The organism is Vibrio genomosp. F6, assembly GCF_005146325.1.
GTDB classification, from domain to species: Bacteria; Pseudomonadota; Gammaproteobacteria; order Enterobacterales; family Vibrionaceae; genus Vibrio; species Vibrio cortegadensis.
The window spans coordinates 34,821-48,474 of record NZ_SYUT01000045.1 but is presented as its reverse complement, the minus strand read 5'-3'; the positions used below and the strand labels follow the sequence as shown (position 1 = coordinate 48,474).

The window sequence follows — 13,654 nt, the reverse complement described above, 5'->3', positions numbered from 1 at the left end:
TAACGGCTAAGCATCCTAGTCAGGATTACAAATCGTCGATATAACCTAAGCTACGCAATGCTCGTTCATCATCAGCCCAGCCAGATTTAACTTTAACCCAAGTTTCTAGGTAAACTTTACGCCCGAATAGTTCTTCCATATCCAGACGAGCTTCGCGACCAATGGTTTTGATCTTTTCGCCAGCTTTACCAATCACCATTTTTTTCTGACCAGTACGTTCAACTAAGATCAATGCATTGATATGGAATCCGTCGTTATCAGGATTGTAATCAAAGCGTTCGATCTCTACCGTCACCGAATATGGTAGCTCATCACCCGTGAAGCGCATTAGCTTTTCACGGATAATTTCTGACGCCATAAAACGTTGAGAACGGTCTGTCACATACTCTTCTGGGAAGTGATGCGTTGCTTTTGGTAGATGCTCATGTACATGCTTACGCAATACATCAATGTTCTTACCATTCTTTGCTGAAATTGGCACAACATCAAGGAAGTCCATCTTTTCAGAAACTGCCTGCATGTGATGCATAACATCGTTACGGTCTTGAACGTTATCGACTTTATTGATGCATAACACAACTGGGAAATCAGTCTTCTTCAGTTTGTTAAGTACCATCTCGTCATCATCAGTCCAATGAGTACCGTCTACTAGGAAGAAAACCAGGTTCACATCACTCAGAGAGCTGTTCGCCGCACGGTTCATCAAACGGTTAATCGCTCGCTTCTCTTCAATATGAAGCCCTGGAGTATCAACGTAAATCGCTTGGTAATCCCCTTCCGTTTCAACACCCATGATACGGTGACGAGTCGTTTGAGGTTTACGCGAGGTGATCGAGATCTTTTGTCCTAAAATATGGTTCAAAAGTGTCGATTTACCAACGTTTGGGCGGCCAACGATAGCGATAAAACCACAATGTTGGTTTTCCGGTAAGCTTGGCTCTACTTTCTCTGATGCGAAATAAGCATCAATATCGAATTCATTGTTATCAGACATTGGTCAGTTGCTCTAGTGCTGTTTCAGCGGCCGCTTGCTCTGCCTTGCGGCGGCTGGTGCCTTTACCGATAACAGGTTTATCCACACCTGCCACATCACACGAAACCGTAAACTCTTGGTTGTGTGCTTCACCTTTAATATTAGTCACTGTATAGACAGGTAGCGACTTTCTTCTACCTTGCAAAAACTCTTGTAAGCGAGTCTTTGGATCTTTTTGTGACACACCAGGCTCAATTGAATCTAGGCGAGTTTTATACCAGCTTAATACTACGCCACGAATCACTTCGACATCACTATCTAAATAGATAGCGCCGATGATCGCTTCCACAGCATCTGCAAGGATAGAATCACGACGGAAACCGCCACTTTTCAACTCACCTGGACCTAATTTTAAATAATCTCCTAGATCAAATTCTCGACCTAGTTCTGCCAATGTATGGCCACGCACAAGTGTTGCACGCATACGGCTCATGTCCCCTTCATTCACCTTTGGAAAACGGTGATAAAGTTCATCAGCAATGACAAAACTTAAAATTGAATCGCCCAGAAACTCAAGACGTTCATTGTGTTTACCATTGGCGCTACGGTGAGTCAGCGCCAGGTTCATAAGCTCAGCATCATTAAACTGATAGCCGAGCCTTCTCTCTAGTTTAGCAATTGGAGAATTCATACTTTCTCTATTGGTTAAATGTATCGATTAATGAAGACCACCGATGCGGTTAAAACGCACACCAGTTGGAATCCATGCAGGCAACACGCTGTCTGCACTACGTTCAAACTCAAAGCTGATCCAAATTGCGACCGCTTTGCCGACTAAGTTCGCTTCAGGGACAAAACCCCAGTAGCGGCTATCAGCACTGTTATCACGGTTATCACCCATAACAAAGTACTGACCTTGTGGAACGATCCACTCATTGACACCACCACGAGGTTGATACGCTTCAACGCGATCACGACGTAATGGATTAATTAAAATTTGGTGCCCTTGCTCGCTTAGCTGCTCATCAAGTTGAACCAGTGGAATACCATTTTGGATAAACTCACTTTCAACCACATTGCTTAGCTTCACAGGCGTACAACTGCGCTCGCCTTTAGGCTGAATGCATACTTCTTTATCACTGCTGTAACGTACCGTATCACCCGGCATACCAACAACACGCTTAATGTAATCGATATTTGGTTGCGGTGGGTATTTAAATACCACGGTATCACCACGTTCAGGCTTGCCTGTTTCAACTAACTGAGTACGCCAAACGGGGTCTTTAATTCCGTAAGCGTATTTTTCCACTAAGATGAAATCTCCAACCAATAACGTTGGCATCATTGAGCCTGATGGAATTTGAAACGGTTCAAAGATAAAAGAGCGCAATACTAATACAAAAGCGATCACAGGGAAGATGGAAACACTGTTTTCAATCCACCACGGTTGTTGAGCGACTTTTGCGGCTACAGCGTCATCAATACCATTCGTTTGAGCCTCAACATCTGCCACTTTTTGCTGACGTTTCTTGCCCCATACTAATTTCTCTAGCGTCCAAACAAGACCAGTAACAAGCGTTACTATTACAAGAATCAGTGAAAATGTATTAGCCATTGACTTCCCTTATCTAAAAAATACAAAAGTGAAAGAGCCGAAACTCTTTCACTTAAATTGCACTACAGCTTAACTTGCATAACAAGTGACTAAAGCGCTAATAATTAGTCTTTACCAACATGAAGAATCGCAAGGAATGCTTCTTGAGGCAGTTCAACGTTACCGATCTGCTTCATTCGCTTCTTACCTTCTTTCTGTTTCTTCAACAGTTTTTTCTTACGGCTGATATCGCCACCGTAACATTTTGCGATTACGTTTTTACGCAACTGCTTAACGGTTGAACGAGCGATGATATGCGCACCAATTGCCGCTTGAATTGCAATATCAAACATTTGACGAGGAATGAATTCTTTCATCTTCTCAACCAATAGACGACCGCGACTCTGCGCATTGTCGTGGTGAGTAATGATTGCAAGCGCATCAACTCGGTCACCGTTAATCAATACATCAACACGAACCATGTTCGATGTTTCATAACGCTGGAAGTTGTAGTCTAACGACGCGTAACCACGAGACGTTGATTTCAAACGGTCAAAGAAGTCTAAAACCACTTCTGACATTGGAATATCGTACGTAAGTGCAACTTGGTTACCGTGGTAAACCATATCAACCTGTACGCCACGCTTCTCAACACATAGGCTGATTACGTTTCCTAGGTAGTCAGACGGTACTAAGATATTACAGCGTGCAATAGGCTCACGGATCTCTTCAAGATCATTGGTCGCCGGAAGTTTTGACGGACTATCGACATACAGTAGATCACCGTTATTTAGCACGACTTCGTACACTACGGTTGGTGCTGTTGTAATCAGGTCTAAGTCATACTCACGCTCTAAACGCTCTTGAATGATCTCCATGTGTAGCATTCCTAAGAAGCCACAACGGAAACCAAAACCAAGTGCTGCTGAACTTTCTGGTTCATAGAATAACGACGCGTCATTCAAGCTTAATTTGCCCAGTGCATCACGGAAGTTTTCGTAATCATCAGAAGATACTGGGAATAGGCCTGCATACACTTGTGGCTTCACTTTTTGGAAACCTGGTAGACGCTCTTCACACCCGCCTTTAGCGTGCGTTAGCGTATCGCCGACTGGTGCACCTAGAATGTCTTTAATACCACAAACCACCCAACCCACTTCGCCAGTGTTCAAGACATCAGTATCGATCTGTTTTGGTGTAAAGATACCGATACGGTCAATACCCCAAATTTGGCCTGTACTCATGACTTTAATTTTGTCGTTTTTCTTCAGTGAACCATTTTTGATTCGAACCAAAGAGACAACACCTAAGTAGTTATCAAACCATGAGTCAATGATCAGAGCTTGAGTTGCCGCTTCTGGATCACCTTCTGGTGCTGGGATCTGTTTTACGATGGTTTCAAGAACTTCATCAACGCCTAAACCTGTTTTTGCAGAACAACGCGTGGCTTCCATCGCGTCGATACCAACAATTTCTTCAATCTCTTCAGCTACGCGTTCAGGATCTGCCGCTGGTAGGTCAATCTTGTTTAGGATTGGAACAACTTCTAGATCCATTTCGATGGCGGTGTAACAGTTCGCAAGAGTTTGAGCTTCAACCCCTTGGCCTGCATCCACCACCAATAGCGCACCTTCACAGGCCGCTAATGAACGAGAAACTTCATACGAAAAGTCGACGTGTCCTGGAGTATCGATAAAGTTAAGCTGGTAAGTTTCACCATCTTGAGCTTTATAGTCCAGCGTCACACTTTGCGCTTTAATTGTGATACCACGTTCACGTTCTAGATCCATTGAATCGAGAACTTGCGCGTCCATTTCGCGTTCACTTAATCCGCCACAAACTTGGATCAAGCGGTCAGAAAGGGTCGATTTACCGTGGTCGATATGGGCAATAATGGAAAAATTACGAATGTGCTTCATAGGCTTGGTGTGACTTAGCTCTTTATAAATGGAAGAATAAGAAAGCCGTACGCTGACGGCATTTCAATCAAGTTGGCAGATTCTACCCAATTTCGGCACGCTACGCACCATATATTAGGTAATTGGCTCACCAAGCACTCTGATAAGAATCACTTCTTGTTGAGATTGCTCGGCTATCGGTTTTGAGAGACGCTTAGATAACCACAAACCAGCGTATGCAAAAAGCGCTGAAGTCAGGATCACCGCCCCTTCCCCAAGTTGCAATGTGGGTGCGATAAGCAATTGGCCTACAGCCGCTCCAACCATCAACATAAACAGCGGAACTAAATACACAATAGCGGCGGATTGCAGTAAGCTTTTTTCTGGAAAGCCAATTTCAACCACTTGCCCTTCATGCACTAGGCTTTTGGTGGTCAACTCCCAATTTAACGCTTTATTACCCACCGCCTTTGACACGATGCCCGTCCCACAACTTTTTTGAGATGAGCAACTGCTGCAACTTGTCGTTTGCTCACAACTTAACGCCACCTGATAACCATTAGGTGTAGAGTGAACATCCGTTATCGTTGCTAATGCTGTCATCATTGGCTTTTTTTCTCTGATGCAATGCTTGTCATTGCCGGGAGTGTCACTGACTCAGCGATCCGCTTTGCCGTTGCAGGCGGAATATCACCAACCACGGTAATTTCGTGAGAACCGTTGAGGAAGCTATGTAATGTCCGACGACCTTGGCGAACTAACTGGCCTTTTAGCGAGTTATCATCTTTGTCTGCGACATAGATTGAAAAATTAAATAGACCATCGCTGTACATTTGGCTCTCAACCATACGACCCGTTGTTGCCATTCGATAGCGATTCATATCTTTAGCCTGAAAGCCATCAGGCACCCAACTTACTTTCCAATCACTCTGCTTTACATTCCCTTTAGGAAGAGAAAGCACTTCTGGTAATTGCGCTTGCTGCAAGCCGCTCATGACATCGGCTATTTTACTGTTCACTGCATACGAAATCGTTCGGTATTGTTCCAACACCTCGCCATCACGATCAATCAGATCTGCACGTAATGGTAGCTTGCTTTTTTCATCAACCCATAACACGTAGGAGTATCTCAAGCCATCTTTTGGAACAATCCGTAGCACTTGAGCCGCAGCACCAGCCTCACGTGCTCGTCCCACTTTTACGTAGTCGTAATACTGATTTAGCTCATCAATATTACTCATTAACATCGGCATAACTGGCGCGACCATTTTCCCAGATTCAATGGTAAAAGGGTCAATGCCTGGCTCGACATAACTCACTTCATTGCCACGGCGAATCACTTCTCGAACGGGACCACTTAAATAAACTAAGTGCGCCAATTGCTGGTCACTGTTCGCATGACGATAGAGCAACGGCTCAATGCTATTTTTCTTAATTAAGATATAAGAAAGCTCATAATTAAGATGCAAACTCGCTTCGCTCATCTGATGTAATAAAGCCTCCGCAGGTTTCTCTTCTGCAAAGGCTTGAGGGATCATCAAACTAGCCAGCGTCAATGCACTGATTAGAATTTTTTTCATTCAATTACCGATTCTTGGTGTTCATCAACGACGGATGTATCACTGTTTAATCTCAATTGTAACTCATAATCTTGCAACAAAGCGTTAATGCGACGACGTTGTTCTTGTACATTCGCTTCGCTTGGGCCTTTATGTACAGACTCACGAGTCAGACTCACAGGTTCAACACTTCCTGAAAAAGGAACCGTTTGTAGCACTGGGATCTGAGCAACGTTAGCTTGGTTTGATTCACTACCACTATATTGCTGGACGCCTAAAATAACGACCATGGATACACATGCCGCCATTGCGACCTGACCAAATTGAGCCAACCACGCTGGCAATTGTCTTTTCGCCTGCATAGGTGTTGGTTGTGATTCAATTTTGGCTGTATGCAAATCCGTTACATTATCTAGTTTAGTATGCGCTGGCTCATTATCCAAAGCAGCCATCACGCCGTCTGCTATGTTCCACTCCAAATTATTGGGGGTATCACCACGCATCACATCACCGATTAAGTGATAGTTCTGCCAAGTTTGCTGGCTTTCTTGATCAATCTCAGTCTCTGCAATTAGAGCAGTATCGATTGACTCTCCATCCATGAGTGCCGAAAGCTTTTCTTTGTCAGCCATTATTTTCACCATATTAATTACTACTATTAGCGCTGTAAAAGAGGGTTAATTTTCTTTTCCACCGCTTCACGAGCACGGAAAATACGCGAACGTACTGTTCCTACGGGACAATCCATCACTTCTGCAATTTCTTCGTAACTCAAGCCTTCTAGCTCTCGTAACGTCATTGCAGTCTTTAAATCTTCAGGTAACGCTTCGATTGCACTGAAAACTACCTGCTTCAATTCTTTGGACAGCGTTAAGTTCTCAGGGTTCGAAATTTCTTTTAATGCATTACCCGTTTCGTAGTATTCAGCGTCTTCAGCATCAACATCACTCGCCGGCGGTCTACGACTTTGGGCAACAATGTGATTTTTAGCGGTATTCACAGCAATACGATATAACCAAGTGTAGAACGCACTTTCTCCTCGGAAGTTTGGAATTGCACGATAAGCTTTAATAAATGCTTCTTGTGCGACATCTGGTACATCACCAGAATTATTCACATACCGAGAAATAAGATTGCACACTTTATTTTGGTACTTAATAACCAAAAGATTAAAGGCTTGCTTATCTCCGCTCTGAACTCGCTCTATCAATACCTGGTCGGTCAGCTGCTCGTTCATTCGAGCGTGTACTCCTATTGTTCTGCCCTATACCTTCTCAGATATGGGCTCTAATTATGCAGAATGTAGTATTGACTCCACCGCTTACACGAGCACTATTGTGACTAAAGTTATTTTAGAAAGTTCAAATGATTCTAAAATATTTGTCATTAATACTTCGTTATGTGATGTAATCTAAAAATAATAATTCTCAAGGAATTTGAGGGCCACATTAGCGAAAAGCAATGGCATTTACAAAGTATTGCATTGATAGCGACAGATTCTGAGCTAAAATACGTTACCAATGCAGTTGGATAAGAGTAGGAAACTCTACTATAGATCGGGATTTTAATAGTTTTATGAACGTAAACCGTGAACATCAATGTGATGTATTAGTGGTAGGAAGTGGCGCGGCAGGTTTGTCGTTAGCGTTACGTGTCGCTGAATATGGAAAAGTAATCGTATTAAGTAAAGGCCCTCGTAGTGAAGGCGCAACTTACTACGCTCAAGGTGGTATTGCCGCTGTATTTGATGAATCAGACAGTATTGAGTCTCACGTACAAGATACGCAAATTGCAGGCGCTGGATTATGCGAAGAAGATACCGTTAAATTTATCGCTGAAAATGCAAAGGAATGTGTGCAATGGTTGATTGATGGCGGTGTGCCATTTGATCGAGTTGAAAATGATACCGATGAAGCACCTCGCTACCACCTCACAAGAGAAGGTGGGCATAGCCACCGTCGTATTCTTCATGCTGCTGATGCGACAGGCATGGCGATGCAAACCTCTCTTCAGGACAATGTTCATAACCACCCCAACATTACTGTTTTAGAGCGCCATAACGCGTTGGATCTTATCACTGAAGATAAAGTCGGTGGTGATAAAGACAAAATAGTAGGTGCTTATATATGGAACCGAAATCAAGAGCATGTTGAAACGGTTCGAGCTAAATTTGTCGTTCTCGCGACTGGCGGTGCATCAAAAGTATACCAATATACTTCAAACCCTGACGTTTCCTCTGGCGATGGGATTGCCATGGCTTGGCGTGCGGGTTGTCGTGTTGCAAACCTTGAATTCAACCAATTCCACCCAACTTGTTTATTCCATCCAGAAGCTCGCAATTTCTTGCTAACAGAAGCTTTACGAGGCGAAGGCGCATACCTGAAACGCCCAGATGGCACTCGTTTCATGCCTGATTTTGATGAGCGTGGCGAACTTGCTCCGCGTGATGTTGTTGCAAGAGCGATAGACTTTGAGATGAAGCGTTTAGGCGCAGATTGCATGTACGTCGACATCAGTCATAAGCCTGAAGAGTTCATTACGGCGCACTTCCCAATGATCCATACTCGCTTGATGGACTTGGGTATTGATATGACCAAAGAGCCCATCCCAATCGTTCCTGCCGCTCATTATACCTGTGGTGGCGTCATGGTAGGTAAACAAGGACAAACGGATATTAGTCAGCTTTATGCCATTGGTGAAGTCAGTTACACAGGTCTTCACGGTGCAAATCGCATGGCATCGAACTCTCTGCTTGAATGTGTGGTATACGCCTGGGCAGCGGCGAAAGATATCATTGAAAATATCCAACAAGCTGAACTTCCTCCATCATTGCCACCATGGGATGAAAGCAAAGTCGGAGATTCAGATGAAGAGGTAATCATTCAGCATAACTGGCATGAGCTACGCCTATTTATGTGGGATTACATGGGCATTGTACGGACTGACAAACGTCTTGAACGTGCACTTCGTCGTATTCAGTTGCTACAACAAGAGACTCATGAGTATTACAGTAACTTCCGTGTATCAAACAACTTACTGGAATTACGTAACCTACTGCAAGTCGCTGAACTGATGGTAAAATGCGCAATGCAACGTAAGGAGAGCCGTGGTCTTCACTATACTCTGGATTACCCAGAATTGGCTGAAGATAGTGGCCCAACAATCCTTGTTCCAAAACGTTAATTGTCGATAATTTAAGGGAGCATGCATGCTCCCTTTCATTTATCTATTCCGTAACGTCTCTCTTTGTACATCTCGTTACGATCGATTTAACGGCTTCTGTGCGCGTTTTTAAGCACTACCAGTAAATGTCGATAATCTATGTTACTGCAACCATCTCGCCAAATTAAATACCCAGACCCTCGATTATCTTTTAAAGCAATAAACCACCAAGCGAACAGAAGGTTAACGCCTCTGATCGAATAGTTTTCCTCCTGCCAATCAAAAGAGGTGCGACCGTGAATCGTCACGGATCCCAAAATAGCGGTAGGAAGAATTTGCTGATGAAACCAGTAGATAAATAACTTAGAGCCGATGAAAACACTCACGACTAAAGGTATGGGAGAAAAAATGATTGCCCATGTAATAGAAAGCACGATCGCAATCGTCAATACATGAGCAATTTTAGAGCGGAAAATTTGGAGCTTAGCGCACTTTACTGAGGTTATGCGCGACAATTTTATCAACCATACAAGCATGACCTAGGTTTTCGCTACGAGAGTGACCCATGATCCAAGTAAATAAATCAGGATCATCGCACTCCAATAATGAAACAAAATCACGCTGTTCTTGTTCTTGAAGAGTATCAAAACATTCTTCAAAAAAAGGCATGATTACGACGTCTAATTCAAGCATTCCTCGACGGCAGCCCCATTTGATGCGTGCTTTTTGTTCTGCGGTGTACATTGCTTATCCTCACCTTATGGTTATTTACTCGAAGTGTACCAAGCCCACATAAATTCAACCACTAAGTGAGTCACAGTCCCTATCAATGCTGACAAAAAATCCTAACAAGATTAACATAAAGGGAATTCAACCATATTTAGGTAATGATCATATGAACTCGCTCAACGATTTCGCACCTATATCTCAAAATAGAGATGCAGCACTGCCAAGCTTAATGATTTCAGTCTTAGATCAACTTGGTACTATCACCATGATTGGTGACGATAAAAAATCCTACCTTCAAGGGCAAGTGACCTGTGATGTTGTTTCTTTAACTGCGACACAATCAACTCTCGGCGCACATTGCGACGCAAAAGGAAAAGTGTGGAGCATCTTTCGCCTATTTCATCACAACGGCGGCTATGCGCTACTGCAACAAAAATCTGCGATTGATATCGAGCTGACTGAAATTAAAAAATACGCCATTTTCTCTAAGGTCGATATCGAACAGGGCGAAGATGTAGTTCTCGGTCTCATTGGTGAAAACGCTGAACAATATGTGAAAAGCCTAAATGCAACCCAAGGTGATGTTCGTGACATTGATGGCGGTAGCGCAGTCAAAATTGATAAGAACCGCTGGGTTCTGTTAGTGAACCAAGAGCGCGCAAAACAGATCATCGACACCATTGAAGCGGTGAATGTGGATGAATCAGTATGGACACGTTTTGATATTGAGCACGCACAACCTCAAATCACTCAAACCAACCAGAATGAACACATTCCACAAGCTTTAAACTTACAAGCCCTGAATGGTATTAGCTTTTCAAAGGGGTGCTACACAGGACAAGAGACAGTCGCTAGAGCCAAATACCGTGGCATCAATAAGCGTGCGATGTTTATTGTCAGCGGCACGACAAGCCACCCACTTCCCGTTGATACACCTATTGAGCTAGAACGCGCGGTGGGCGATAACTGGCGAAGCGCGGGGACGCTAATGAAGCACTATCAATTCGATAATGGTGTCGCTATTGGTCTTATCGTATTGCCAAATAATTTAGATGATGACGTACAGCTACGCCTTAAAGATCAGCCAACAAGTCAGTGGGCAATTGAAGCACTACCCTACTCTTTAGATGATGAATAAGGCCTGCGAATTATCATGATCTCAACTAACTTAATGCAATTCTTGGAGATGCAACAGATACCGTTTCGTTTGTTGCCTCACCAAACACCAGCCATCAATATCGAAGATGCCGCACAACAACGCGGTATTCAGCCCGAACAAATGGTGAAGTCTATTCTACTGCGAGATATGAATCATCAGCTTGCTTTAGCATGTGCACCAGGAGATCAAGCCATTGATCCCAAGAAAGTTCGCGCAATATTGCAATGCAAGCGTATGACTTGCGTGAGTCTAGCGGATGTAGAGAAGATCACTGGCTATCAAATTGGCACCGTTACCCCGCTATTACTGAAACGATCAATGCCTATTATATTTGATCATAAAATTCTTCAGCATTCAGAAGTGACCATCAGTAGTGGTAGCACGATGGCAGGGATTGCACTCGACAGACAAACGCTCGTTGATCTCTGTCAGCCTATTTTTGCTGATATTTGCAAAGAATCTTAATGTGACGCTGGCTATAAAAAATATGTAATAAACAATTTATTACATCGCTCGCTTTGGTTTAGATCATAAGTAATACATATTAACGGTGAATTTTAAATCAATTAATTAACATAAATAGTCACATTGTGAATTTTATTGTAACCTTCTTGTGTTGACTAAATCTGGTTGGACATAGCCAAGAGTTTAGCCATCAAAGTGAATCCACTGAGTCAATCAGTACATCCACTTTTGTGTAATGCATCTGTGACTATTCGCCCGCGCTCAATGCGGGCTTTTTTTTGCTTAAATTAACATAAAATTAACACTTTCAGTAAAATTCACGCTATTCTTTAAAACGTCATAATAGTGCGGCTTAATACTCCTACCTAAAAAGAGAGAGGCAGTTCATTTGGTTAATATTATTTTAGGGTAACATCACACTGAATTAGATATAAATCCAAAAAACTGCCTACAGCAGCACAAATATCCAATATAAGAACATAACACTGCACTTATCTTCGGTCTTGTCACAATAAATATCCGAAGACTATCTATAATTCGCAGGGCTAGGAAAATAAAAAGGAATAAAATATGAGACTGTTTAAGCGCTATACTCCAGGGATGATTGCTAAACATGTTAGTCGACTATTTAAAGGAAGGATCTATATATATGGAGTAGGTAAATTTGAGTTTAACAACGGAAAGCTTATCTTGCCTGAACAAGCAGAACAACGTCATTTCAAAACGGTTAATGAAATCAATCAAGAGATAATGAAGCTACGCTGCGCCTACGCTTAACGCTCTTTTCTCGAATAAATATTTAAAAGGGTTGATACAGATGTATCAACCCTTTGTCATTCATAAGCCCACGAGAATCCTGTTCGTGATTAGTGCTTAGGTACCACTAGCTTAGGGTGCTTTGCCAACTCTGGTAAATTCCCTTTCAACCCTAGCGCTCGTTTCATTATTTCATCTTTTGCGCCTGGCAGTTGCCCCACCAACTTCATTCCAATACCTCGGAACAATTTCTTGGCTGGGTTACTTCCTTCAAACAGATCTTTAAACCCTTGCATAGAAGCGATCATTTTTGCCGCTTCTGCTTTACGCCAACGCTCGTAGCCTCGCAAGTTACGTTTAGTGCCAACATCCTCACCTAACGCCCATAAATGCTTGATCTCTTGAGCCAAACTTGCCGCATCGAGCAGACCTAAGTTAACACCTTGTCCTGCAAGTGGATGAATGGTGTGAGCGGCATCTCCGACAAGGGCGACACGATCAACCACAAAATCACGCGCATAGCGCATCTTAAGAGGAAAAGCAGCACGAATACCTACCACTTCACACAACCCAAGCTTCGCATCAAATTCTGCGGTTAATGCCTTATTAAATTCTGACTCTGACATGGCGATCAATCGTTCAGCACGGCTAGGGTCGGTAGACCACACAATAGAACTCATATGGCTAGACTCAAGTGGCAGAAATGCCAGTGGACCTTGGGAAGTAAATATCTGTCTTGCTACCGTGTTATGGGCATCTTTTGTCTTAATATTGGCGACGACAGCGCTATGTCCATAATCCCAATGCGTTAAGGGAATATCTTGCTGCTGACGAACCCAAGAATTTGCACCATCGGCACCAACAACTAATTTAGCCGTCAATGCTTGGCCATTATCTAATGTTAACCAAGCTTCACTTTCACCTATCGCCATAGATTGACACGTCGCAGGCATAAACAGTGAAACGTTACTCTGCTGCTGGACTTGTTCTAACAGTGCCAGTTGAATCACTCGGTTTTCTACAATGTGGCCTAGATTCGGTTGAGATAACTGATTTGCACTGAACTCGATGCGAGCAAAGCTATCCTGCTCCCACACTTCCATCGCCTGATAAGGAGAAGAGCGACGCTGTATAATGCCTTGCCAAGCACCCAAGTTACGTAAAATCGTTTCACTAGAGCGGCTAAGAGCAGAAACACGAACATCGGGTAAGTCTGCCAATTCTGAATTTGGCGCTTTACCCTCTATTACGGCTATTCGCAATTCACTATCTTTTAACGCTGCGGCAAGAGCCAGTCCTACCATTCCACCGCCTACAATGGCGATATCGACACTTTGCATCATTGTTTCTACTTACCCT

At 43.2% G+C, this 13,654-nt stretch carries 15 protein-coding genes; 4 read left to right on the top strand and 11 right to left on the bottom strand.

Going from position 1 to position 13,654, the window contains the following annotated elements; all coding sequences use genetic code 11:
• Nucleotides 1-25: 25 nt before the first annotated feature.
• The 8 genes from era to rpoE form a co-directional block, all read right to left on the bottom strand.
• The gene (gene era / locus FCV43_RS16705) at nt 26-994 is read right to left on the bottom strand and encodes a GTPase Era (protein ID WP_017054639.1); all 969 of its coding nucleotides are present in this window, start codon (nt 992-994) and stop codon (nt 26-28) included.
• The gene (gene rnc / locus FCV43_RS16700; protein WP_136995811.1) at nt 987-1,664 is read right to left on the bottom strand and encodes a ribonuclease III; all 678 of its coding nucleotides are present in this window, start codon (nt 1,662-1,664) and stop codon (nt 987-989) included. The genes era and rnc overlap by 8 nt, the downstream gene beginning before the upstream one ends.
• Nucleotides 1,665-1,691: 27 nt before the next feature.
• A complete protein-coding gene (lepB, locus tag FCV43_RS16695; RefSeq protein ID WP_136995810.1) occupies nt 1,692-2,588 on the bottom strand; it encodes a signal peptidase I in 897 nt (298 codons plus the stop codon).
• Between the two features lie 104 nt (nt 2,589-2,692).
• Entirely contained in the window at nt 2,693-4,486 is a 1,794-nt protein-coding gene (gene lepA, locus FCV43_RS16690) for a translation elongation factor 4 (RefSeq protein WP_017054642.1), read from the bottom strand.
• Nucleotides 4,487-4,600: 114 nt separating this feature from the next.
• Nucleotides 4,601-5,071, bottom strand: a complete 471-nt coding sequence (locus FCV43_RS16685; RefSeq protein WP_136995809.1) for a SoxR reducing system RseC family protein — start codon at nt 5,069-5,071, stop codon at nt 4,601-4,603.
• Nucleotides 5,068-6,045: a sigma-E factor regulatory protein RseB gene (gene rseB, locus FCV43_RS16680; protein WP_017054644.1), complete on the bottom strand. Its 978-nt coding sequence runs from the start codon at nt 6,043-6,045 to the stop codon at nt 5,068-5,070. Before rseB ends, FCV43_RS16685 begins: the two co-directional genes overlap by 4 nt.
• Nucleotides 6,042-6,656, bottom strand: a complete 615-nt coding sequence (locus FCV43_RS16675) for a sigma-E factor negative regulatory protein (RefSeq protein WP_017054645.1) — start codon at nt 6,654-6,656, stop codon at nt 6,042-6,044. Before FCV43_RS16675 ends, rseB begins: the two co-directional genes overlap by 4 nt.
• A gap of 26 nt (nt 6,657-6,682) precedes the next feature.
• Nucleotides 6,683-7,261 carry an RNA polymerase sigma factor RpoE gene (rpoE, locus tag FCV43_RS16670; RefSeq protein ID WP_017054646.1) on the bottom strand — a complete coding sequence of 193 codons (579 nt, stop codon included), beginning with the start codon at nt 7,259-7,261 and terminating at the stop codon, nt 6,683-6,685.
• Between the two features lie 338 nt (nt 7,262-7,599).
• On the opposite strand from rpoE, the gene nadB reads away from it, so the two are divergent.
• A complete protein-coding gene (nadB, locus tag FCV43_RS16665) occupies nt 7,600-9,207 on the top strand; it encodes an L-aspartate oxidase (protein WP_113795778.1) in 1,608 nt (535 codons plus the stop codon).
• A gap of 86 nt (nt 9,208-9,293) precedes the next feature.
• Here the strand turns inward: nadB and FCV43_RS16660 are convergent, their stop codons facing one another.
• The gene (locus tag FCV43_RS16660; RefSeq protein ID WP_346762994.1) at nt 9,294-9,722 is read right to left on the bottom strand and encodes a protein YgfX; all 429 of its coding nucleotides are present in this window, start codon (nt 9,720-9,722) and stop codon (nt 9,294-9,296) included.
• The gene (locus tag FCV43_RS16655) at nt 9,670-9,930 is read right to left on the bottom strand and encodes a succinate dehydrogenase assembly factor 2 (RefSeq protein WP_017054648.1); all 261 of its coding nucleotides are present in this window, start codon (nt 9,928-9,930) and stop codon (nt 9,670-9,672) included. The genes FCV43_RS16660 and FCV43_RS16655 overlap by 53 nt, the downstream gene beginning before the upstream one ends.
• Nucleotides 9,931-10,081: 151 nt before the next feature.
• Here FCV43_RS16655 and ygfZ point away from each other — a divergent pair, with 151 nt between their 5' ends.
• The 3 genes from ygfZ to FCV43_RS16640 all read left to right on the top strand — a co-directional run bounded on the left by ygfZ (nt 10,082) and on the right by FCV43_RS16640 (nt 12,316).
• The gene (gene ygfZ / locus FCV43_RS16650; protein ID WP_113795777.1) at nt 10,082-11,053 is read left to right on the top strand and encodes a tRNA-modifying protein YgfZ; all 972 of its coding nucleotides are present in this window, start codon (nt 10,082-10,084) and stop codon (nt 11,051-11,053) included.
• A 15-nt stretch (nt 11,054-11,068) separates the two neighbouring features.
• Complete coding sequence (locus FCV43_RS16645; protein WP_017054650.1) at nt 11,069-11,539, top strand: aminoacyl-tRNA deacylase; 471 nt, start codon at nt 11,069-11,071, stop codon at nt 11,537-11,539.
• A gap of 570 nt (nt 11,540-12,109) precedes the next feature.
• Nucleotides 12,110-12,316: a DUF1107 domain-containing protein gene (locus FCV43_RS16640; protein ID WP_017054651.1), complete on the top strand. Its 207-nt coding sequence runs from the start codon at nt 12,110-12,112 to the stop codon at nt 12,314-12,316.
• An 89-nt stretch (nt 12,317-12,405) separates the two neighbouring features.
• Here FCV43_RS16640 and FCV43_RS16635 read toward each other — a convergent pair whose 3' ends face one another.
• Complete coding sequence (locus tag FCV43_RS16635) at nt 12,406-13,638, bottom strand: FAD-dependent 2-octaprenylphenol hydroxylase (protein WP_136995807.1); 1,233 nt, start codon at nt 13,636-13,638, stop codon at nt 12,406-12,408.
• Nucleotides 13,639-13,654 lie beyond the last annotated feature (16 nt).